General features: G+C 70.6%; 19 protein-coding genes. 15 read left to right on the top strand and 4 right to left on the bottom strand.

Annotated features, from left to right (window positions below):
- The first annotated feature begins 26 nt into the window (after window positions 1-26).
- Together ACFVU2_RS01410 and ACFVU2_RS01405 are read left to right on the top strand one after the other, a co-directional pair.
- Entirely contained in the window at window positions 27-2,381 is a 2,355-nt protein-coding gene (locus ACFVU2_RS01410) for an FUSC family protein (RefSeq protein WP_387870093.1), read from the top strand.
- A gap of 106 nt (window positions 2,382-2,487) precedes the next feature.
- Window positions 2,488-3,867 (top strand): flavin monoamine oxidase family protein, encoded by a 1,380-nt coding sequence (locus ACFVU2_RS01405; RefSeq protein WP_387870092.1) that lies wholly within the window; start codon window positions 2,488-2,490, stop codon window positions 3,865-3,867.
- Window positions 3,868-3,919: 52 nt separating this feature from the next.
- Here ACFVU2_RS01405 and ACFVU2_RS01400 read toward each other — a convergent pair whose 3' ends face one another.
- A complete protein-coding gene (locus tag ACFVU2_RS01400) occupies window positions 3,920-5,005 on the bottom strand; it encodes a linear amide C-N hydrolase (protein ID WP_387870090.1) in 1,086 nt (361 codons plus the stop codon).
- A 127-nt stretch (window positions 5,006-5,132) separates the two neighbouring features.
- A complete protein-coding gene (locus tag ACFVU2_RS01395) occupies window positions 5,133-6,617 on the bottom strand; it encodes an MFS transporter (protein WP_387870088.1) in 1,485 nt (494 codons plus the stop codon).
- Between the two features lie 117 nt (window positions 6,618-6,734).
- Here ACFVU2_RS01395 and ACFVU2_RS01390 point away from each other — a divergent pair, with 117 nt between their 5' ends.
- From ACFVU2_RS01390 to ACFVU2_RS01380, 3 genes are all read left to right on the top strand, one after another.
- Window positions 6,735-7,385 (top strand): TetR/AcrR family transcriptional regulator, encoded by a 651-nt coding sequence (locus ACFVU2_RS01390; protein WP_387870086.1) that lies wholly within the window; start codon window positions 6,735-6,737, stop codon window positions 7,383-7,385.
- A 155-nt stretch (window positions 7,386-7,540) separates the two neighbouring features.
- Window positions 7,541-7,924 carry a hypothetical protein gene (locus tag ACFVU2_RS01385; RefSeq protein ID WP_387870084.1) on the top strand — a complete coding sequence of 128 codons (384 nt, stop codon included), beginning with the start codon at window positions 7,541-7,543 and terminating at the stop codon, window positions 7,922-7,924.
- A gap of 67 nt (window positions 7,925-7,991) precedes the next feature.
- Window positions 7,992-8,315, top strand: coding sequence for a DUF4190 domain-containing protein (locus tag ACFVU2_RS01380; protein WP_387870082.1), 324 nt, complete (start codon window positions 7,992-7,994; stop codon window positions 8,313-8,315).
- A 77-nt stretch (window positions 8,316-8,392) separates the two neighbouring features.
- Here the strand turns inward: ACFVU2_RS01380 and ACFVU2_RS01375 are convergent, their stop codons facing one another.
- The gene (locus ACFVU2_RS01375) at window positions 8,393-9,319 is read right to left on the bottom strand and encodes an aldose 1-epimerase family protein (protein ID WP_387870080.1); all 927 of its coding nucleotides are present in this window, start codon (window positions 9,317-9,319) and stop codon (window positions 8,393-8,395) included.
- 103 nt (window positions 9,320-9,422) lie between these two features.
- On the opposite strand from ACFVU2_RS01375, the gene ACFVU2_RS01370 reads away from it, so the two are divergent.
- From ACFVU2_RS01370 to ACFVU2_RS01335, 8 genes are all read left to right on the top strand, one after another.
- The gene (locus ACFVU2_RS01370) at window positions 9,423-9,698 is read left to right on the top strand and encodes a hypothetical protein (RefSeq protein WP_387870078.1); all 276 of its coding nucleotides are present in this window, start codon (window positions 9,423-9,425) and stop codon (window positions 9,696-9,698) included.
- Window positions 9,695-11,437 carry an alpha/beta fold hydrolase gene (locus ACFVU2_RS01365; RefSeq protein ID WP_387870076.1) on the top strand — a complete coding sequence of 581 codons (1,743 nt, stop codon included), beginning with the start codon at window positions 9,695-9,697 and terminating at the stop codon, window positions 11,435-11,437. Before ACFVU2_RS01370 ends, ACFVU2_RS01365 begins: the two co-directional genes overlap by 4 nt.
- Window positions 11,434-12,003, top strand: coding sequence for a hypothetical protein (locus tag ACFVU2_RS01360; RefSeq protein ID WP_387870074.1), 570 nt, complete (start codon window positions 11,434-11,436; stop codon window positions 12,001-12,003). The genes ACFVU2_RS01365 and ACFVU2_RS01360 overlap by 4 nt, the downstream gene beginning before the upstream one ends.
- Window positions 12,000-12,566, top strand: coding sequence for a hypothetical protein (locus ACFVU2_RS01355; RefSeq protein WP_387870072.1), 567 nt, complete (start codon window positions 12,000-12,002; stop codon window positions 12,564-12,566). The genes ACFVU2_RS01360 and ACFVU2_RS01355 overlap by 4 nt, the downstream gene beginning before the upstream one ends.
- A gap of 41 nt (window positions 12,567-12,607) precedes the next feature.
- Entirely contained in the window at window positions 12,608-13,123 is a 516-nt protein-coding gene (locus ACFVU2_RS01350; RefSeq protein ID WP_387870071.1) for a hypothetical protein, read from the top strand.
- Window positions 13,124-13,206: 83 nt separating this feature from the next.
- The gene (locus tag ACFVU2_RS01345; protein ID WP_387870069.1) at window positions 13,207-14,913 is read left to right on the top strand and encodes a circularly permuted type 2 ATP-grasp protein; all 1,707 of its coding nucleotides are present in this window, start codon (window positions 13,207-13,209) and stop codon (window positions 14,911-14,913) included.
- Window positions 14,907-15,833, top strand: a complete 927-nt coding sequence (locus tag ACFVU2_RS01340) for an alpha-E domain-containing protein (protein WP_387870067.1) — start codon at window positions 14,907-14,909, stop codon at window positions 15,831-15,833. The genes ACFVU2_RS01345 and ACFVU2_RS01340 overlap by 7 nt, the downstream gene beginning before the upstream one ends.
- On the top strand, window positions 15,830-16,690 hold the full coding sequence (locus ACFVU2_RS01335) for a transglutaminase N-terminal domain-containing protein (protein WP_387870065.1): 861 nt from the start codon (window positions 15,830-15,832) through the stop codon (window positions 16,688-16,690). The genes ACFVU2_RS01340 and ACFVU2_RS01335 overlap by 4 nt, the downstream gene beginning before the upstream one ends.
- Before the next feature lie 59 nt (window positions 16,691-16,749).
- Here the strand turns inward: ACFVU2_RS01335 and ACFVU2_RS01330 are convergent, their stop codons facing one another.
- A complete protein-coding gene (locus ACFVU2_RS01330; RefSeq protein ID WP_387870063.1) occupies window positions 16,750-18,219 on the bottom strand; it encodes a PucR family transcriptional regulator in 1,470 nt (489 codons plus the stop codon).
- Window positions 18,220-18,314: 95 nt separating this feature from the next.
- Between ACFVU2_RS01330 and gabT the strand changes: the two genes are divergently transcribed.
- Window positions 18,315-19,676 (top strand): 4-aminobutyrate--2-oxoglutarate transaminase, encoded by a 1,362-nt coding sequence (gabT, locus tag ACFVU2_RS01325; protein WP_387870061.1) that lies wholly within the window; start codon window positions 18,315-18,317, stop codon window positions 19,674-19,676.
- On the top strand, window positions 19,673-21,160 hold the full coding sequence (locus ACFVU2_RS01320) for an NAD-dependent succinate-semialdehyde dehydrogenase (RefSeq protein ID WP_387870059.1): 1,488 nt from the start codon (window positions 19,673-19,675) through the stop codon (window positions 21,158-21,160). The genes gabT and ACFVU2_RS01320 overlap by 4 nt, the downstream gene beginning before the upstream one ends.

Raw genomic sequence — 21,160 nt, 5'->3', positions numbered from 1 at the left:
CGCCCGCACGGCGATACCCTCCGAGGGTGGCAGACGACGCAACGGCGGAGCGCGAGCCGGGCCGGGCCGCGCGTGCCGCGACCTGGCTCCGCCGGCGCGATCCGGGCTTCGGTGCCCTGCGCCGTGCGGGGCGGGCCGCCATCGTCATGCCGCTGCTGTTCCTGCTGGGCGGCCAGGTGCTCGGGAGTGCGGACGTCGCGCTCTTCGGAGCGTTCGGCACGTTCGCGATGCTGCTCTTCGTCGACTTCGGTGGTCCGCTGCGGGAACGGGTGCAGGCCCAGGTCGCGCTCGCCGTGGCCGGCGCCGTACTCGTCTGTCTCGGGACGCTGACGTCGGACCCGCTGTGGCTGTCGGCGATCGCGATGACGGTCATCGCCCTCGTGGTCCTCTTCGCCGGGGCGGTGAGCTCGGTGACGGCGTCGGCGGGCACCTCCCTGCTCCTCGCGTTCATCCTCCCGGTGATGCTGCCCGGCTCGCTCGACTCCCTCGGCCCGCGGCTTCTCGGCTGGGGGATCGCCGCCGTGGTGAGCGTCGTGGCGATCACGCTGCTGTGGCCGGCGCCGACGCGCGAACCGCTGCGCGGACCCGCGGGCGACGCCTGCCGCGCGCTCGCCGAGCGTCTGCGCGCCGAGACGGCCTACCTGCTCAGCGGGGCGGACCCTGAGCTGCTGGACGAGCGAGACCGCACCAGGGCGCGCGGAGATGAGGCGGTCGCCGTGTTGCACCGGGCGTTCCTCGTCACGCCGTATCGGCCGACAGGCCTCAGCACCCCGGCGCGGACGATCGTGCGGCTCGTCGACGAGCTCACCTGGCTGAACGCCGTCATCGCCCAGTTCGACCGTCTGGGCCAGGTTCCGTCGACGGCGCCCGAGCCGATCCATGAGGCGGCGTGGACGGTGAAGAACGCCGCCGCCGATGTGCTCGACGAGAGCGCGATCGTGCTGGCGGAGCACGCGGGTGACCCCGCCGCATTGGAGGCTGCGCTGCGCCGGCTCGCCGAGGCCCGCGCTGCCGTCGAATCGGCGATGCTGACCCGGCCGCCGTCGCGCGGCGCGGATCTTCCCGACGGCGCGGCCGGAGCCGACGGTCACGGCGAGTGGATGATCACGGCGCTCGACCCCGGCTTCCGGGCGCAGGAGCTCGCCTACGCCGTCGCCACGGTCGCCGGCAACATCTCCCTCACCGCGCGCGCGGAACGGAGGACGTGGTGGCAGCGGATGCTCGGCCGTCAGCCGGGAACCCTCCCGGGCCCCCTCGCGGCCGCCGTGGAGCGCGCGAGCGGGTTCGTCGGCTGGAACTCGGTCTGGCTGCGCAACAGCATCCGTGGTGCGATCGGCCTGGGACTCGCCGTGCTGCTGGCGAAGCTCACCGGCGTCGAGCATTCCTTCTGGGTCGTGCTCGGGACGCTCTCCGTCCTCCGGTCGAACGCCCTGAGCACGGGGCAGACGGCGCTTCGCGGCGTGCTCGGGACGGTCGTCGGCGTGATCGTCGGCGCCGCCGCACTGTTCGTGATCGGCGGCGACCCCGTCGTCCTCTGGATCGTCCTGCCCGTCGCGGTGCTGCTGGCGGGCGTGGCCCCGGCGGCGATCTCGTTCCTGGCGGGGCAGGCGGCGTTCACGATCGTGATCGTCCTGCTGTTCAACATCATCGCGCCGACCGGGTGGAGCGTCGGGCTCTCCCGCATCGAAGACGTCGCGCTGGGCTGCGCGGTCAGCCTGGTCGTCGGAGTGCTCTTCTGGCCGCGCGGCGCCTCCGCTGCCCTGCGCAGCGCCCTCGCCGACGCGTACCGCGAAGGGATGGGGTACCTGCGTGCCGCCGTCGAGTCCGGCGTCGGAACGGGGGAGCCCGGGCGGGCGCCGGTGGCGGACGCGCGGACGCAGTCGCTGCGGGCGGCGGCCGCATCCCGGCGCCTCGACGACGCCTTCCGCACCTACCTCGCCGAGCGCGGGACCAAGCGGCGTCCGCTCGCCGAGGTGTCGGCCTCGGTCACGGGCGTCGCCGGCGTGCGCCTCGCCGGTGACGCGATCCAGGAGCTGTGGGACAGCCAGGCGGTCGCCGGCGACGGCACGGCCGAGGCGAGCCGGGTGCTCGGTGCCGCGGTCGAGAGGCTCCAGAGCTGGTACGGGGAGCTCGCCGATCAGCTGGCCGACCGGGAACCGCTCCCGCAGCCGGCATCGAAGGACGCGTCGGCACCCGCCCGGCTCGCCGGCGCCGTGCGCGACGATCTGGAGTCCGGCTCGGCCGACGCGATGGGCACGGCGGTGCGGGTCATCTGGACCGCGGACTACCTGGAGGTCGTCCGCCGTCTCCAGAGCGCGATCGTGCCTCCGGCCCGCCTGTTGCGCGACGACACCCCGCGGCGTGCGGCCGAACGGGCATGACAGTGCCAGGGTGTCGATGGATGCTCCCGGCATTCGACAGTCCGTACACTCGGGGTGCCGATCGCCCCGCCTAGCATCGCCGTGACCTGATCGAGGAGTGATACCCATGAGCAGCATCGAACGTGACGTCGTCATCATCGGCGCTGGTGCGTCCGGCCTGACGGCCGCGACCGACCTGAAGAAGGCGGGCCTGTCCGTCGCCGTTCTCGAAGCCCGCGACCGCGTCGGCGGCCGGCTGTGGACCGAGGACATCGACGGCGCGACCCTCGAGATCGGCGGCCAATGGGTCTCGCCCGACCAGGACGCCCTCATCGAGACCCTGGAGGAGCTCGGACTCGAGACGTACTCCCGCTACCGCGAGGGCATCAACGTCTACCTCGGCGAAGGCGGCGAGCGCCGCACCTTCGAGGGCGAGATCTTCCCGGTCGCGCCGACCACCGAGCGCGAGATCGTCAGCCTCATCGACCGGCTCGACGCCCTCGTCGCCGAGATCGACCCGGACCGGCCGTGGGACCACCCGCAGGCGAAGGAGCTCGACGAGATCTCGTTCCGCCGTTGGCTGGAGACGCAGACCGAGGACGAGGAGGCGCGGCGCAACATCGGCATGTTCATCGCCGGCGCCATGCTGACCAAGCCCGCGCACGCGTTCTCCGCGCTGCAGGCGCTGCTCATGGCGGCGAGTGCAGGAAGCTTCTCGCACCTCGTCGATGCCGACTTCATCCTGGACAAGCGCGTGAAGGGCGGCCTTCAGCAGGTGCCGCTGCTGCTCGCCGAGCGTCTCGGCGACGACGTCTTCCTGAACGCACCGGTGCGCACCCTGCGCTGGAGCGACGAGGGCGTGACCGCGATCGCCGACGGCGTGGAGGTGCGCGCACGCCGCGTCATCCTGGCCGTGCCGCCGGTGCTGATCAGCCGGATCTCGTACGAGCCGCCGCTCCCGCGCCGCCAGCAGCAGATGCACCAGCACCTGTCGATGGGCTTCGTGATCAAGGTGCACGCGGTCTACGAGACCCCGTTCTGGCGAGAGGAAGGGCTCTCGGGCACGGCGTTCAGCCCCTACGAGCTCGTGCACGAGGCGTACGACAACAGCTACGACGGCGACCCGCGCGGCACGCTCGTCGGCTTCGTCTCGGACGAGACCGCCGACGACGTCTTCCGGCTCACGCCCGAGGAGCGCAAGGCGCGCATCCTCGAGTCGCTGTCGCACTACTACGGCGAGAAGGCGCTCAGCCCGGTCGTCTACTACGAGAGCGACTGGGGCAGCGAGGAGTGGACGCGCGGCGCCTACGCCGCCAGCTTCGACATGGGCGGCCTCGCCCGCTACGGCTCCGACCTGCGCACCCCCGTCGGCCCGGTGCACTTCTCGTGCAGCGACATGGCCGGCCGCGGCTACCAGCACGTGGACGGCGCGATCCGCGTCGGCCGCGAGACGGCCGCCGCGGTCAGCGCGTCGCTCGCCACTTCGGGAGCCCCTGCGGCCTCCTGACCCACGACGGCGTGCGGCCATTCGTGGATGGCCGCACGCTCCCCTTACGCGTCTACGCCGCCGTACGCGTGCCGACCAGATCCTGGACGGCCTTCTGGATGACAGCGAACTCGTCCTGCTTCCGCGCCACGAACTCGAGGGCGTCGAGGCCGACCGCGAGGGCGTCCTGCGTCAGCTCGCCCGGGTCGGCGAACTTGTGGCTGGCGTCGCCGGTGAGGCCGCCTTGCAGGGCGAGCCGACCCACCAGGTCGAGCTTCAGCACCTTCGTCCCCTCGGCGAAGCTGACCTTGTCGAAATCGACCCAGACGATGTTCGGGCGCGTCGTCGACTCGAACGCGTAGCGCCTGTTGGTGAGGTCGAGCACGACCTGCCAGATCGTCTGCGACGCGTCGGGCTTGCCCGGCTCCGGGGTGCGGAACGGCTGCGCGGCGTTGCGGATGATGCTGAACATGGCCGACATCGCATCGATCTGCGTCTTCGGCTGCACCTGGTGGGCGACGTAGTACGAGGCGCGTGCGAAGCGATCGCTCGCGAGCGTCGATCCGGGCAGCGGCTTGTCCCCGCCGAGGCCGTCGACCTGCTTCACCAGCTCGAGCTGCTGGTCGAACGTGGGGGAGTTGGTCATGACCTGGTAGTCACGGCTGTGGTAGACCTTCGGCTTGCCGTCGGTGTACTCGATGATCGCCGAGTCGCCGGTGGCGTCGTTGATGGCGAGATGGAGCGTCGGCACCAGGTGTCCGGTGGGATCGAAGAGCTGTGCGATCCCGACCTGCGAAGTGTTCGTCCACTCGACGGCTTCGGCGACCGTCGCGAAGTTGTCGAGGTAGTACTGCAGCCAGACGGCCTGGCTCAGCTGGGTGGCGTCGGCGTCCGGTTTGCCGTAGTCCGACTCCGTGAGCCACAGGATGTGGCCGGCGAAGCCCTCCTCGTTCATGCCGTCGGTCGCGATGAGGTCGAAGGCCGTCGCGACGACGCTGCCGTACTTCGCCGTCCAGGTGAGTGCGCCGTTGGCGCCGTCCGACCGCTCGATACCGCGCGGCAGCTTCCAGAGGTTCGTCAGGAGATCCATGTGAAAGTCCATGTTCCGCCCGACGATCACCGATCCGTTGGCGTCCGGCCAGACAACTCGTGTGCACATGGATCCCATCCGTTCTCTCGTTCCGCCCCCGGCGTCTCGGCGGCCGGGCACCTCCATCCTGCTCCGGCCCGTCTCGTGACCGAATAGTGAATTCGGAGGTGACCTCTCCGGCCGCCGGCGCCCGACCTTACTTCGCGGCGTGCTCGAGCTCGGAGAAGTCGTCGACGCCGGCCGCCTCGGCCTCGCGACGACGCGCACGGAGCGACGGGGCGGCCAGCGCCGCGACGATCGCGAGTGCTCCGACGCCCGCGGACACCCAGAACCCGATGGTGAAGGCGTCATCGGTGGGGGCGCCCTGCGGCGTGACGTTCGAGGAGATGAGCGCGGCGATGACGGCGGTGCCGATGCTGCTTCCAACGGTCCGGATCACCGTGTTCGCGCTGATCGCCTCGCCGGTCTGGGCGGCGGGAACACTCTCGACGATCGCATTCGAGATCGCGGCGAGCGCCATCCCGATGCCGAGGCCGGTGAGGATGCCGGAGACGATGATCTGCCACTCCTCGCTGTGCCCGAGCGCCGGGATGAGGAAGGCGACGGCGACCGCCACCCCGCCGATGATCATGGGGATCTTCGGGCCGATCTTGCGGATCAGGACACCGGCGACGACGCCCGCGATGACCATCGCGACGACGGTCGGGAGCAGGTAGAGGCCGGAGTCGCTGACGGACTTGCCGAACCCGTAGCCGAGCACGGTGGGCAGCTGGAGGAGGGTGGGAACGAGGATGAAGGTGCCGAACATCGCGAAACCGAACGCGAGGGCGACGATGTGGGAGGTCCACACGCCGCGGTGGCGGAAGAGGCGCATGTCGATCAGCGGCTCTTTCACACGGAGCTCGACGAAGACGAAGACGATCAGCGCGATCCCGCCGAGGATGAGGAGGCCGATCGTCTTGCCGTCGCCCCAGCCCCACTTCTCGCCCTCGCTGACGGCCAGGAGCACGGCCACCAGGCCGATCGAGAGGATGATGGTCCCGATCCAGTCGAGACGACCCGGCGTGCGCACCGGCGACTCCGGGATGCCGAAGATCGCGCCGAGGAGTGCGATGACGACCAGGATCGCCGGGAACCAGAAGAGCCAGTGCCACGAGAGCGCGTCCACGATCGGACCGGCCGCCACGATGCCGACGCCGGCGCCGATGCCGAAGATCGCGGAGAGCAGGCCGATGGTCACGCTGACGCGCTCCTTCGGCAGCTCGTCGCGCACGATGCCGATCGACAGCGGCATGACCGCTCCGGCGGCTCCCTGGAGGATGCGGCCGATGATGAGCACGCCGAGGTTCGGTGCGAGCGCGGCGAGGACCGTCCCCGCGAGGAGCAGCACCAGGACCACGATGATCACCTTGCGCTTGCCGACCATGTCGCCCAGGCGTCCGAGGATCGGAGTCAGCACCGCGGCGGACAGCAGATAGGCCGTCAGCACCCAGCTCGCGTCGGTCGTCGCGACGCCCAGGTCCTTGCCGATGGTGCCGAGGGCGGGTGCGACGAGCGACTGCAGGACCGCGAACGAGAGGCCGCCGAGCGAGAGGAAGAGGACGATCGCGGTTCCGCGCGAGCGTCCGCCTCGCGAAGACGGAACCGAGCCTGTTGAGGTGCTCGGAAGGGTGTCGGACATGGGGCTCCTCGATATGTAAACAAATGCTGACTTATCGAGTATCCACGGTGTATCCCGCTATGTCAACATCTGTATACATGGCGTCGAACCGGATAGGTTGGCCGTGGAGGAAGAGAAATGACCCACCACACGCCGCACGATCCCGGGTCCGTCGCCCCCGACGCCCGGGAGGAGGGCGACGTGCACCCGCGCCCGTCCCGCGATGCGACGGCGACCCGTCTCGCCCTGGTGCAAGCGGCACGCCGCCGGTTCGCGACCGACGGCTACCGGGCCACGACCGTGCGCCAGATCGCGGCGGACGCGGGGGTGAACGTCGCGCTGATCAACCGCTACTTCGAGTCGAAGGAGGGGCTGTTCGAGGCCTGCATGCGACGGACTTCGAGCGAACTGGATGCGCGGACCCCCGCGACGTCGCCCGGAGTCGACATCGCGCGCCTCATCGCCCACGTCGTCAACACTCCCGATGGGGACGACCCGCTGCAGCTGCTCCTGCTCCTGCGCTCCTCCGGTGACGAGAACGCGGATCGGATCCGGCGCCGGACCCTCGAGCAGTTCACCGAGAGCCTCGCAGGCGTCGCCGGCTGGAGGGCGGACGACCCCGCGACCGCGCCCATCCTGCTGCGTGCGCAGCTCGCGATCGCGACGATGCTCGGGGTCGTCATGTTCCGGACGTCCGCGGCGGTCGAGCCGGTCGCCTCGGCCGGGATGGATGAACTGGAAGGTCCGCTCGGGCAGATCTTCCAGGTCCTGTTCTCAGACGGGTACTGAGCCGCCTCGGCTCCGGATACTCCTTCCGCGGCGTCCGGTACGCAACTCGGGAGCTCGCCCACGGCAGCGGCGGGGGATGCCTCTACGGTCGAAGGAGACCGGCGACGGTCGACATCCCTCCCCCTTCCCTCCCCTTCCCCCACTGAGGAACAGCCATGGCGTCCGCCCACGACTTCTTTCTGCTCGGTGACCATGAGGCTGCGAAGCAGCTGGTCGCCTCCGCCCTTCACGCCGAAGGGTTCACCGTCTCCACCACGCCGGCCGGCGGGCTGCTGGCCAAGCGCGGCAGCGGTGCGGCCACCATCCTGCTCGGTGCCTGGGCGGGCAAGAACTTCCAGATGTCGTTCCTCGTCGACTTCATGGTCGACGAGCACGGCCGACTGGTCGCCCGCCTCAACCGCAATCTGGCGGGAGGCGCGCTGAAGGGCGGTGCGATCGGGGCCGCGAGGACGGACTCCGCCTTCCAGCAGACCGCCAACGCCATCGCCGGGGTGCTGCAGCCCGCCGGCATCCTCGCCGACAGCGTCTCCCAGAACTGACCGCTCCACCTCCCCTTCTCCCTCCTGCGCCACCCCTTCCCACAACCTCCGATCGGAGACCCTCGCCATGACCGACCAGATCCCGAACGCGTATCCGCCCGCGCCTCCCGCTCCCGCTTCGTACGCTCCGTATCCCGCGCAGAAGAGCGGGACGAACGTCCTCGCGATCATCGCGCTCGTCGGCGCCTTCGTCTTCCCGCTCGCGGGTGTGATCTGCGGTCACATCGCACTCAGCCAGATCAAGCGCACAGGCGAGAAGGGCAATGGCCTCGCCATCGCCGGTCTCGTGCTCGGCTACCTCTACATCGCGTTCATCGCCTTCGTCGTGATCATCGCGATCATCGGCGTCGCGCTCACGGACGCGTCGGGCTACTCGAGTTACTCGTACTGAGCCGCGACATGGCGAGAGCCCCGATCCTGCGTGCGTTCGCGCCGAGAATCGGGGCTCTGTCGTTCAACCGGGTGCGACTACCCGAGCGCGCGGATGGTCCAGGAGGCGCTCGACGACCCGCCGGGCTGCAGCACGATCAGGTCGGTGCCGGAGTTGAAGGCGTCGGGCGGGCAGGTCATCGGCTCGACGGCCAGGCCCAGACGGGTCAGCGCCGGATCGCTCTGATCGGCGGTGTGGATCTGCACCCACGGGCACGCGGCGTCCCACACCATCTCGACGCCCGAGCCGTCGGCGGTGCGGAGCGACACGGTCGCGATGCCGTCGGCGCCGCGGGTCAGCCCCGTGAACGCGTGGTCGATGAAGGTGTCGCCGATCTGTCGCGGCGTGCGGAAGTCGAAGACGCCGTCGCCCTCGACCTCGACGTTCGCCAGGTCGGACGGGATGAGGCGCTCCTCGTCGACGGGCAGGACCGCGTCGGCGGGGAGGCTGAGGGTCCAGTCGTCGACGCGTCCCTCGCCCGCGACGAGATACGGGTGTGGTCCGGTGCCCCACGGTGCCGCGGTGGGGCCCGTGTTGGTCGCGGTGACGGTGGTGCGCAGACCGGCCTCGTCGAGGCTGAAGGTGACGGAGACCTCCACGCGATGCGGGTACCCGGCCTGTGCCTCGATCGTCGCGGCGAAGGTCACGCTGCTGCTCGAACGGTCCACTGCGACGAAGTCGAGCCACGCGGCGAGACCGTGCAGCGCGTGCCCACGACCGGGTTCGGTGAGCGGGAGCTGCTGCTCGACGCCCTCGAAGGTGTAGCGGCCGTCGACCACCCGGTTCGGCCACGGGGCGAGCGTCGCGCCGCGGAACGCCGGTCGCACTTCATCGGCCTCGAACGGCACGATGAGCGGGCGTCCCTTGTGCTCCAGCGTGCGCAGCGAAGCGCCGACGGAGGCGATCGTCGCGTGGTAGTCGCCGGCGCTCAGGCCGAAGTGGGTGCCGGAGATCGGAGTGGTCATCCGCCCATTGTGGCGTTCGCAGTCGATCGCGCACAAAACCACGACTCCTCTCGATATTGTAAAATACATTATGAAACCCGAATAAAATCACGATACTTGATGCATGACTACGTGCATCCGACTCGACTTCGAATCGCTGGCCGTCGCGGCCGCGGCACTCGCACAGCCGCCTGCGACACCACTCGCTCCCGCTGGATCGATCGAACGGCCGGCGCTCGACGGTGCGCTGGCCGCGGTGCGTGAGGAATGGCATGCCGATGCCGTGTCAGGCGACGCGGTCGAGCTCGGCTCCCGTCTGACGGCGAGCTCGGACGATTTCCGCTCGACCGAGGACGACGCGGTCCGCACCCTTCGCGCGCTCGAGAGCGCCTTTCCGTGAGCCCGCTGCGAAGCGCCACGCGGGCGCAGGATCTGGTGCCAGGCGACCTCGACGCGGTGCGAACCGAGGCCGCCGTGCTCGACAGACGAAGCGGCGAGTACGACAGCCTCGACCTCTCACTGCGCGCAGCGGTCGCGCGAGCGAGCTGGTCGGGGAGGACCGCGGATGCGTTCGCCGAGGCGGCGACCGAGCTTCGCCGGCGAGTGCAGCGCGCATCGGACGACTTCGCCCGGGGGAGCAGTGCCGTCGCTGTCTTCTCGCACAGTCTGGAATGGGCGCAGGCCGAAGCCGAGAGAGCTCTCGTGATGTGGCGGGAGGCGGAGGACGCCGAGCGATCGCAGACCCCCGATTCATCGCCCTTGCTGGAGCCGCTCGCCGGCCGTCTCGTGTCGCTCGAGTCTCCGCGCAAAGTCGAGGCCCGCAGAATTCTCGACGGCGCCACTCGGGCGGTGGAGGCGGCGGAGCGCGAGGCGGTGCGAGCGGTCCGCGAGCTTGCCGCCTCGGCACCGCGCCCGCTCTTCGCATCGTCGACCGCGGGATTCGACCTCGGGACGGGCAGCGACCTCCTGACCTCCCTCTCGACCCTCTCCGGCAGCAGACTCGCCGCCTTCCTCGGCCGGCACCCGGATCTCGCCGGCGAACTCGCGCGGCTCGGAGCTCCTGCGATCGCGCGATGGTGGGCGACGCTCTCGAACGCCCAGCGCGCCGCCCTCATCGACCGCATCCCCGACGTGATCGGCAACCTGGAAGGGGTTCCGTACTCCGACCGCGACACGGCGAACGTCTCCCGCCTGCGCGCCCTCTACGAAGAAGCAAGGACGGCTGTGGGGGAGGCCGCCACCCACGGAACCCCGACAGCGTTCCAGGCCGCGAAGGACCGACTGACAGCGCTGGAGTTCCTTTTCGGACGCTACCGGGACGGTCGCGGCCCGCGGTTGCTCCCGCCGGAACTCCTGATCGCGCTCGATGTATCGCGGCCTGGGACACCGCTCGGCTCCATCGCGGTCGGACGGCTGGACACCGCGACAACGGCGAACTGGCTCGTCCCCGGCATGAACTCGAGCCTGCTCGACCCGGAAGGGTACCTTCGCGCTGCCGCCAATCTGAATTTCCGGAACGCCGACAGCGCCACGGTTGTCTTCCTCGGATACGAGAGCCCCAAGCTCCCCGACCTCGATGTCCTCTTCAGCGATCGCGCCCAGGCGGGGGGTTCTGCCCTCGCCGCCGCTCTCTCCGGGTACAACGCCGTGCGCGACCAGGCCGGGCTCGATACCCAGCTGACGGTGGTCGGGCACTCATACGGGACAACGACCGCGACCTACGGACTCGCCCAACAGGACCTCCGGGTCGACAACGTCATCCTCGTGGCGTCGGCCGGTATCGATCCGGCGATCACCTCCGGTGATCTGCACGCCCACGGCGTCTACGTGACCGAGGCCATGCGCGACGATGTCGCGGACCTCGGCAGGCTCACGGGCCGTCGCGATCCGAGCGAGAGCGCTTTCGGAGCGTTCGTGTTCGGCTCCGACGGTGCGACGCTTGCCGACGGCACGATCCTGGAGCCGGTGAAGGGCCACGACGCGATCGGCAAGCGCGAGAGCGCCGACCTGAACACGTACTTCGGAAGGCCGACCGAGACGATGGAGAACATCGAACGCATCATCCATGGAACGGGTGACCCTCTCCCCGCGGTGAGAGTTCTCGCGCCCGGCGCGACGACAGCGGAGCCGGTCGCATGAACGGTCGACGATCGTTCGCCCTGGTCGCGTCGGCCGCCGCGGCCGTCATGCTGCTGATGGGGTGCACCTCAATGGGAATCGTTCCATCGCAGTCGCTACGGTTCGACGTCAAGCTCACCCCCGCAGAAGCGCGGGCCGACCTCGCGGATCGGTCGGACGATGTGCAATCGCTGCTGGGTGGCGAATGGTCCAACCAGGACAACTTCATCGCTTCCGGGTGCAGCGACGACCGGGGCTTCTACTACTACGGAGGCCGCGTTCGCACAGAGCCGGTCGAGGACCGTCGGGGCGCAGCCGAGCGGGTCGTCGACTGGTGGAAAGAGCAGGGGTATGCAGTCTCGCGGGCCGATTGGGGGGAGACCGTGGTGCTCGGAGGCATGGCGGAGAACGGGATGGATATCACGCTGCACCTCGGCGAAGAGCGGACATGGTTTGACGCGGACGGTCCCTGTCTCGTGGGCGATTGGATGGCGATCAGCGACGATGACCTCGCCAACGACCGCAACGATTTCCCGCGCGAGCCGATCCCCACTGCCACGCCTGGTCCAGGGGAGCCCACTCCGTGACCGGCCGGCGTGCACGACGCGTTTCGATCCTCGTTCTACTCCTGGGTGCGACCGCACCTCTGCTGGGGTGCAGCACAGTCGGAATCGTTCCAGAGCAATCGCTGCGGTTCGACGTCACGCTCACGCCGGCGGAGGCACGGGCCGACCTCGCGAACCGATCCGATGAACTGCAATCCGTGCTCGGAGGCGAATGGTCGAATGAGGACAACTACATGGCTGATGCCTGCAGTGATCGTCAGGGGTACCACTACTTCGGCGGACGCAATCGACTGGAGCCCGTCGACGACCGCCAGGGTGCGGCCAAGCGTGTGACCGAGTGGTGGAAAGAGCGCGGCTACGCCGTCTCACGCGCCGATTGGGGCGAGACCGTGATGCTCGGAGGCATCGCGGAGAACGGGATGGACATCACGCTGCATCTCCAGGAAAAGCGGACCTGGTTCCAGACGGACGGTCCGTGCCTTGTGGGCGACTGGAAGGCGATCAGCGATGACGACTTCGCCAACAAGCGCAACGACTTCCCCCGCAATCGCCCCGACCCGAATACAGGCGGACGACCCGAGTGATGCCGACATCTTTTCGAAGCTGGTTGATCACAGCTGTCCTGATGAGCACCGGGTTTGCGCTGGCGGGTTGCAACGACGCCGGCATCGTTCCGTCCCAGCACCTGCGTTTCGATGTGAAGTTGACACCTGCGCAGGCCCGCGCAGACATGGTGACGCGATCGGACGATATCGAGGCATTTCTCGGCGGCGAGTGGCAGAACCAGGACAACTTAATCGCGACGGCATGCGACCGCAGGCGGGGGTACTACTACCACGGCGTCCGCAACCGTCACGAAGCGGTGAAGGATCAGGCTTCGGCGGCGACGCGACTGGAGAAGCACTGGCGGGCACAGGGATACGAGACGACCCGTCAGCGCTTCCGCGACGACTACCTCCTCCGTGCTGTCGCCCCCAATGGCACCGTGATCAACATCAGCCTCGGAGACGGCTACACGGACTTCCAGACCGACGGCCCCTGCCTCGCCGGCGATTGGGTGGCGATCAGTGATGACGACTTCGCCAACCATCGCAACGATTTCCCGCGCAACCCGATGCCCACTCCCGCACCGACCGAATGACCAATGCGGCGCCGACAACGCAGCGCAACCTGCCCGAAACGTGCGGAAACGTGGGGGTAACGCCACGGCGCTAGCGTCAGCCCATGGGAGATCTGTTCGGCGGATACGGTGCGCAGGCGACGCGGCGCCGGCGCGGGCGGGCCACGCCGTTCGACGAGATGTTCGGGGATGCCCGGCGCGCGCAGACCTCCGAGACGCGGCCGGCCTACCGCGAGCTGTTCGCGGCGCTCGCCGCGATGACCCAGGACGAGCTCCGCGGTCGCACGGACGCGCTCGCCAGCTCCTACCTGGCGCAGGGCGTCACGTTCGACTTCGCGGGCGAGGAGCGCCCATTCCCGCTCGACGCCGTGCCGCGCGTGATCGAACAGCCCGAGTGGGCGCACATCGAAGCAGGGGTCGGCCAGCGAGTGCGTGCATTGGAGGCCTTTCTCAGCGACGTGTACGGGGCGCAGAATGCCGTGCGCGACGGCGTGATCCCGGCCGGACTCATCACCTCGTCGGCACACTTCCACCGGTCCGCCGCGGGCGTGGAGAGCGCGAACGGCGTGCGCATCCAGGTCTCCGGCATCGACCTCATCCGCGACGAGGTCGGCGACTGGCGCGTGCTCGAGGACAACGTGCGCGTGCCCAGCGGTGTCAGCTACGTCATCTCGAACCGCCGTGTGATGGCCCAGACCCTACCCGAACTGTTCACCTCGATGCGAGTGCGTCCGGTCGGGGACTACCCGTACCGGCTCCTGCAAGCGCTCAAGGCGAGCGCGCCGGGCGGCATGGAGAATCCGAACGTGGTCGTGCTCACCCCCGGCGTCCACAACTCCGCCTACTTCGAGCACACCCTCCTCGCCCGCCTGATGGGTGTCGAGCTGGTGGAGGGCCGGGACCTGTTCTGCTCCGCCGGGAAGGTGTGGATGCGCACCACGAGCGGTCCGCAGCGGGTCGACGTGATCTACCGACGCATTGACGACGACTTCATCGACCCCCTGCAGTTCCGGGTCGACTCGGTGCTCGGCACCCCCGGACTCATGCTGGCGGCCCGCCTCGGCAACGTCACCATCGCGAACGCGGTCGGCAACGGCGTCGCGGACGACAAGCTGGTCTACACCTACGTGCCCGACCTGATCCGGTACTACCTGGCCGAGGAGCCCATCCTCCCGAACGTGGACACCTGGCGGCTGGAGGAGCCCGACGCGCTCGCCGAGGTGCTGGACCGCCTGGACGAACTGGTGGTCAAACCGGTCGACGGCTCCGGCGGCAAGGGGCTGGTGATCGGCCCGGACGCCTCCCGGCGCGAACTCGCCGAGCTGCGCGCCCGCCTGGTCGCCGACCCGCGCGGCTGGATCGCGCAGCCCGTCGTGCAGCTCTCCACCATCCCGACACTGGTCGAAGACGGCATGCGACCCCGCCACGTCGACCTGCGCCCGTTCGCCGTGAACGACGGACGCGATGTGTGGGTGCTCCCCGGCGGCCTGACCCGGGTGGCACTCGCCGAAGGCCAGCTCGTCGTGAACAGCAGCCAGGGCGGCGGCTCCAAAGACACGTGGGTCGTCGGCACGGCCGGCGTCCCGGTCGAGACGGAGGGCGGCCACGAACCCCGAGCGGTCGCCGGGCTCGTCGCCGACCAGGCATCGGCGCTGGCGACCTACGCGGCTCAGCACGCCCCCGACCACTCGGAGGAGGACGCCCCCCGCGCGGACCAGCAGCAACAGCAGCAACAGCAGCAGCAGAACCAGCAGCAACGACCACGCGGCGGATCGACGCCGGCCGACGGGGTGGAGGCGCCCGCATGCTGAGCCGCATCGCCTCCTCGCTGTTCTGGATCGGCCGCTACATCGAGCGCAGCGACGGCACCGCCCGCATCCTCGACGTGCACCTCCAACTCCTGCTCGAAGACCCCTGGATCGACGAGGACACCGCCTGCCGTTCCCTGCTCGGCGTGATGGGCAGCGACGCCCCCGACGGTGCGCTCGCCCGGGAGGATGTGCTGCGGATCCTCGCTGTCGACCGCGGAGCCCCGGCCTCCATCGTCTACTCGCTCGGAGCCGCACGGGAGAACGCGCGACGCGCCCGCGAGATCGTCTCCACCGAGCTGTGGGAATGCCTCAACACCACGGCGGCCCGGATGCCGCGCCGGGTCACGAGCGACAAGGTGCACGAGTTCTTCACCTGGGTCCGCGACCGCACGGCGCTCGCCGTGGGGATCATGGAGTCCGGCGCGAGCCGCGACGAGGCCTGGCACTTCTTCACACTGGGCCGCAGCCTGGAGCGCGCCGACATGACGGCGCGACTGCTTGCGACGCGCTCGCTGACCGAGGCCAGCGGTCCCAGCTGGACGACCATCTTGCGCTCCTGCGGCGCATACGAGGCCTACCTGCGCACGTACCGAGGGGTGCCGTCGGCGCGCAACGCGGCCGAATTCCTGCTCCACGACCGGCTGTTCCCGCGGTCGATCCTGTACTCGGTCACCCGGGCGGTCGACAGCCTGCGCGACATCGAGCCGCGCACCGAGCGTGCGGGAGTCTCCGATCGCGCGGTCCGGCTGCTCGGGCAGGTGCAGAGCGAACTCGAGTTCCGTCCGGTCGCCGACGTGCTCGACGACCTGCCCGCCTACATGTCCGCGATCCAGGATGCGACGAGCGCGGCCACGGCGGCCGTCACCCAGCGCTACTTCCCGGAGCACGCCGCGCCGAGCTGGATCGGAGAGAAGGTATGAAACGCCTCCGGGTCACGCACTCGACCGGGTACCGGTACGAGGGCGAGGTGACCGCGTCGTACAACGAGGCGCGGATGCTGCCGCTCTCGGGCGAGCGGCAGCTGGTGCTGCACGCGTCCCTCGACGTGCAGCCGGTGTCGTCGCATCATCAGTACACGGACTACTGGGGCACCCGGGTGCTGGCGTTCGACGTGCTCGACCCGCACCGCGAGCTCACCATCACCGCGAGCAGTCTCGTCGAGGTGCTGGAGGCGCCGCATCCCGTCGCCGGTCTCGGCTGGGAGGAGCTGGTGGAGGCCGTGCGGCGCTCCGGCGAATGCGTGCAGCAGCTGCGCCAGACGCCCCTCACCGCGCCGCCCGAATCGCTCGTCGAACTCGCGGCGACCGCCCGGGCGACGACCGCCGAGAGCGGCGCGGACGACCCGTGCGCCGTCGCGCGCGCCATCGTGGCGGCCGTGGGCGACGGGATGGAGTACGTCAGCGGCGTGACCGGCGTGCGCACGACGGCGGCCGAGGCGTGGGAGTCGCGGAGCGGCGTCTGCCAGGACATCGCGCACGTCGCCATCGGCGCGCTGCGGTCGGCGGGCATCCCGGCGCGATACGTCTCGGGCTATCTGCACCCGAAGGCGGAGGCGGCCATCGGCGAGACGGTGACGGGCGAGTCGCACGCGTGGGTCGAATGGTTCTGCGGCGCCTGGCACGGCTTCGACCCGACGAACGGCATCGACATCGGCGACCGCCACGTGCGCGTCGGCCACGGGCGCGACTACACCGACGTCACGCCGTTGCGCGGGGTGTTCGCCGGCGGAAGCGGCTCCGAGCTGTTCGTCTCCGTCTCGATCACCCGCGAGGCCTGACCCCCTCCCTCCTCCCTCGAACCTCCCGGCCCGGGGTGGGGAGGAGGCGGGGCGGGCGGCTACGCGGTCGCGCGGAGTGCGGCGTAGAGGTCGGCCCGGGCGGCGAAGCCGCTGAGGTCGCGACCGAGCAGGCGCTCCGCCTCGGCCACACGGGCGCGAAGGGTGTGGCGGTGGATGCCGAGGCGGCGGGCGGCGATGTCGTAGACGCCGTCGCTGTCGAGCCAGGTGCGCAGCAGATCCGTCAGACCCGGGTCGGCCGCGGCGAGCGGCGCGAGGGCGGTCTGGGCGACCGCGCGGGCGTCCGGGGTCTGCAGCAGGGCGAGCATCCCGGCCGCGGCGACGTCATCGAACGACGGGACCGGAACCTTCGGCGTCGCCCGCTGGCGAGCCACCTCGGCCTGCGCCAGTGCGGTCGGGAGGTCGGCCAGCGCGCTCGGGGCGGAGGTGCCGCCCCGCAGGTCGAAACGGGCGGCGGCGGTGGGCGCCGTGCCGGCCGGGCCGGAGTCCGCCTCCGACTCCACCAGTACCAGCTCTTGTCCGTCGCGCGCGTAGAACCCCTCGGTGTGCGACTCGAGCCAGTCGGCCGCGGCCGCGAGGGCCGTCCCGGTCAGTACCGTGACCCGCACCGGGGCTTCCGGCAGTGCGCCGAGCACCGGCTCGGCGACGGACTCCGCGAGGGCGCGATCGCCCGAGACGAGCGCCCGCCAGACCGCCGTGCGCAGACGGGCGCGGGCGGCGTCCGTGGCACGGCTCTGCTCGAGTGCGAGCCCGGCCAGGGCGACCACGCCGGTGACGACCTGCTGGGCGGCGGGGTCGAGTCCGTCGGAACCGATCGCCAGCACCCCGCGCAGTCGCCCGGCGGCACCCAGCGTCTGCAAAGCGAACGCGCCCGCTTCGGTCGAGACCGACCCGGCCGCTCGGCGGCGGCTGCGCAGCAGGGGGTCGGCTTCGGCGACGAGGGTCGCGCGGGCGCCCGCCGTGAGGGCGCCGGACGGCGAGATGCGGTCGAGCACGCCATCCGCCCCGATCAGCGCGACCGGGCGTTCGATCTGCCGGGCCAGCTCGGCGAGCACCGCGGCGAGCGGGTCGGGGCGCAGCGCGGCGAGCGAGATGGCGCGGGAGGCGCGCAGCGCCCAGGTGTTGCGGGCGTACGCATCCGCGGCGACGCGGTCGGCGACGAACCGTGCGATGGCGATGAACGGCGTGCGGTACGGCACCTCGAAGAGCGGGAGGCCGCGCTGCGCGCAGGCCTCGACGAGGGCGTCGGGGGTGCCGGCCCGCACGACCTCCGTGCCGAAGCCGAGCCCGGCGACGCCGTGCTCGACCAGACGGGCGACGTAGGCGTCGACGTCGTCGGGTGTCTTCGTGATGAGCAGCACCTGGCCGGGGGAGAGGAAGGGCGTGGGATCGGCCAGCTCCGAGCTGTGCGCCCAGGGCACCGGTGTCTCGGGGTCGCCGACGCCGGCCGGCGTGAGCAGGGTGAGGCCGAGCTCGGGTCGAGCGAGGAGCTGGGAGAGGGTCGCGGGCATCGGCGCCTTCCGATCTGACAGGGTGTCGAATCCGACTCAACGAATTGTACGGGTTGTCCAGGACAGCGTCGCGCCGCTCTCCTTACGATGCCGCCATGACCATCACCGACCCCGCCATCACCACACCCGTCGGCGGACCTACGCTCCCGCAGGAGCGCCGGCTCGTCACCCCGATCCCCGGCCCCGAGTCGCGCAAGCGCTCCGAGCGCAAGTCCCGCGCCGTCGCCGCCGGAGTCGGTGCCACCATCCCCGTCTACACCGTCGCCGCGGGCGGGGGAGTCATCGTCGACGTCGACGGCAACTCCCTCATCGACCTCGGCTCCGGCATCGCCGTGACCGGCGTCGGCAACTCGGCCCCGCGCGTGGTCGAGGCCGTCACCGCGCAGGTCGCCGCGTTCACGCACACCTGCTTCACGGTCGCCCCCTACGACTCCTACGTCGACGTCGCCGAGGCGCTCAACCGGCTCACCCCCGGCGACCACGACAAGCGCAGCGCCCTCTTCAACTCCGGCGCGGAGGCCGTGGAGAACGCGGTCAAGATCGCCCGGCACTACACCGGCAAGCAGGCCGTCGTCGCGTTCGACCACGCCTACCACGGCCGCACCAACCTCACGATGGGCCTGACGGCGAAGAACCAGCCGTACAAGAACGGCTTCGGCCCGTTCGCCCCCGAGATCTACCGCGCGCCGCTCAGCTACCCGCTGCGCGACGGCGGCCTCTCCGGCGCCGAGGCCGCCGAGCGCGCCATCACGATGATCGAGAAGCAGATCGGCGCGAGCAACCTCGCCGCGATCATCATCGAGCCGATCCAGGGCGAGGGCGGCTTCATCGTCCCGGCCGACGGATTCCTCCCCGCGCTGCAGGAGTGGGCGAGCGCCAACGGCGTCGTCTTCATCGCCGACGAGGTGCAGACCGGCTTCGCCCGCACCGGCACCATGTTCGCCTCCGAGCAGTTCGGCCTCGTGCCCGACCTGATCGTCACGGCCAAGGGCATCGCCGGCGGCCTGCCGCTCTCCGCCGTCACGGGCCGCGCCGAGATCATGGACGCGCCGCACGTCGGCGGCCTCGGCGGCACCTACGGCGGCAACCCGCTCGCCTGCGTCGCGGCCCTCGCCGCGATCGAGACCTACGAGCAGGACGGCCTCGTCGAGCGCGCCCGCGCGATCGGCGACATCCTCTTCGAGAAGCTCGGCGCCCTGCGCGACGCCGACCCGCGCGTCGCCGAGGTGCGCGGTCGTGGCGCGATGGTGGCCATCGAGCTCGTCGACGCCGAGACCGGGGCGCCCGATGCGGCCCTGACCTCGAAGGTCGCGGCCGCCGCCCACGCCGCGGGCGTGGTGCTGCTCACCTGCGGCACCTACGGCAACGTCATCCGCTTCCTGCCGCCGCTCAGCATCCCGGACCACCTCCTCATCGAGGGGCTGGACGTCGTCGCGGAGGCGGTGGCCAACGCATGAGCGCCGTCGACACCGCCCCCGACCTGACCACCCGCGAGAACGAGCTGCTCGCCCGTGTCCCCGACGGCCTGTTCATCGCCGGCCGCTGGGAGGCCGGATCCCGAGACCCGATCCAGGTCCAGGACCCGGCCACCGGCCGCGTGATCAAGCGCATCGCGAACGCGACCCCGGAGGACGGCCTCCGCGCTCTGGCCGCGGCCGACGAGGCGGCGGCGGCGTGGGCGGCGACCCCGCCCCGCACCCGCGCCGAGATCCTGCGCCGCGCGTTCGACCTGCTCCAGGAGCGACGCGACGACTTCGCGCTCCTGATGACGCTCGAGATGGGCAAGCCGCTGGCCGAGGCCAACGGCGAGGTCACCTACGGCGGCGAGTTCCTGCGCTGGTTCTCCGAGGAGGCGGTGCGCATCTCCGGCCGCTTCGGCTCGAACCCCGAGGGCACCGGCACCATGGTCGTCTCGCAGCGCCCGGTGGGCCCGAGCTTCTTCATCACGCCGTGGAACTTCCCGCTCGCGATGGCGACGCGCAAGATCGCGCCGGCTCTGGCAGCGGGCTGCACTGTCGTCGTGAAGCCGGCCGAGCTGACCCCGCTCACCACGCTGTTCTTCGCACAGCTCCTCGCCGACGCCGGTGTGCCGGCCGGTGTGGTCAACGTCATCCCGACGTCGACCTCCGGCGCCGTCTCCGCCCCGATCATCGCCGACCCGCGCCTGCGCAAGCTGTCGTTCACGGGCTCGACCCCCGTCGGCCGGGCGCTGCTCGCCCAGGCGGGCCAGAACGTCCTGCGCACGTCGATGGAGCTCGGCGGCAACGCCCCGTTCGTCGTCTTCGAGGACGCGGATCTCGGCAAGGCCGTCGAAGGTGCGATGCTCGCGAAGTTCCGCAACATGGGGCAGGCGTGCACCGCAGCCAACCGCTTCATCGTGCACGAGTCGGTCGCGGAGGAGTTCGCGGCCCGCGTCACCGAGCGCGTCAACGCCCTCCGCATCGGCCGCGGCACCGACGACGGCGTCACTCTCGGTCCGCTCATCGACGACCGCGCGGTCGCCTCGATGGCGGCACTGGTCGACGACGCCGTCGCGCGCGGCGCACGTGTGCTGACCGGCGGCTCGGCCCCCGAGAGCGACGGCTTCTTCTTCGAGCCGACCGTCATCACCGACATCGCGCCCGGCAGCGAGATCCTCCGCGAGGAGATCTTCGGGCCGATCCTCGCGATCTCGACGTTCTCCACCGAGCAGGAGGCCGTGGAGAAGGCCAACGAGACCGAGTACGGACTCGTCGGCTACGTCTTCACGCAGGACCTCGCCCGCGGCCAGCGTCTGATCGACAGCGTCGACACCGGGATGATGGGGCTCAACACCGGCCTGGTCTCCAACGCCGCAGCTCCGTTCGGCGGCGTCAAGCAGTCGGGGCTGGGCCGCGAGGGCGGTCTCGAGGGCATCCACGAGTACCTGAGCACCAAGTACACGCTCATCCCGGCGAGCTGA

Source organism: Leifsonia sp. NPDC058194 (genome assembly GCF_042883605.1).
In the GTDB taxonomy this organism is placed as follows: Bacteria; Actinomycetota; Actinomycetes; order Actinomycetales; family Microbacteriaceae; genus Leifsonia.
The sequence above is the reverse complement of the archived record's forward strand: the minus strand, read 5'-3'. Positions and strand labels throughout refer to the sequence as shown.

Excerpts from the sequence above, each read along its gene's own strand:
- ACFVU2_RS01405 (WP_387870092.1), top strand. The coding sequence starts at position 2,488 with ATGAGCAGCATCGAACGTGACGTCGTCATCATCGGCGCTGGTGCGTCC.
- ACFVU2_RS01400 (WP_387870090.1), bottom strand. The coding sequence starts at position 5,005 with ATGTGCACACGAGTTGTCTGGCCGGACGCCAACGGATCGGTGATCGTC.
- ACFVU2_RS01395 (WP_387870088.1), bottom strand. The coding sequence starts at position 6,617 with ATGTCCGACACCCTTCCGAGCACCTCAACAGGCTCGGTTCCGTCTTCG.
- ACFVU2_RS01390 (WP_387870086.1), top strand. The coding sequence starts at position 6,735 with ATGACCCACCACACGCCGCACGATCCCGGGTCCGTCGCCCCCGACGCC.
- ACFVU2_RS01385 (WP_387870084.1), top strand. The coding sequence starts at position 7,541 with ATGGCGTCCGCCCACGACTTCTTTCTGCTCGGTGACCATGAGGCTGCG.
- ACFVU2_RS01380 (WP_387870082.1), top strand. The coding sequence starts at position 7,992 with ATGACCGACCAGATCCCGAACGCGTATCCGCCCGCGCCTCCCGCTCCC.
- ACFVU2_RS01375 (WP_387870080.1), bottom strand. The coding sequence starts at position 9,319 with ATGACCACTCCGATCTCCGGCACCCACTTCGGCCTGAGCGCCGGCGAC.
- ACFVU2_RS01370 (WP_387870078.1), top strand. The coding sequence starts at position 9,423 with ATGACTACGTGCATCCGACTCGACTTCGAATCGCTGGCCGTCGCGGCC.
- ACFVU2_RS01360 (WP_387870074.1), top strand. The coding sequence starts at position 11,434 with ATGAACGGTCGACGATCGTTCGCCCTGGTCGCGTCGGCCGCCGCGGCC.
- ACFVU2_RS01350 (WP_387870071.1), top strand. The coding sequence starts at position 12,608 with ATGAGCACCGGGTTTGCGCTGGCGGGTTGCAACGACGCCGGCATCGTT.
- ACFVU2_RS01345 (WP_387870069.1), top strand. The coding sequence starts at position 13,207 with ATGGGAGATCTGTTCGGCGGATACGGTGCGCAGGCGACGCGGCGCCGG.
- ACFVU2_RS01340 (WP_387870067.1), top strand. The coding sequence starts at position 14,907 with ATGCTGAGCCGCATCGCCTCCTCGCTGTTCTGGATCGGCCGCTACATC.
- ACFVU2_RS01335 (WP_387870065.1), top strand. The coding sequence starts at position 15,830 with ATGAAACGCCTCCGGGTCACGCACTCGACCGGGTACCGGTACGAGGGC.
- ACFVU2_RS01330 (WP_387870063.1), bottom strand. The coding sequence starts at position 18,219 with ATGCCCGCGACCCTCTCCCAGCTCCTCGCTCGACCCGAGCTCGGCCTC.
- gabT (WP_387870061.1), top strand. The coding sequence starts at position 18,315 with ATGACCATCACCGACCCCGCCATCACCACACCCGTCGGCGGACCTACG.
- ACFVU2_RS01320 (WP_387870059.1), top strand. The coding sequence starts at position 19,673 with ATGAGCGCCGTCGACACCGCCCCCGACCTGACCACCCGCGAGAACGAG.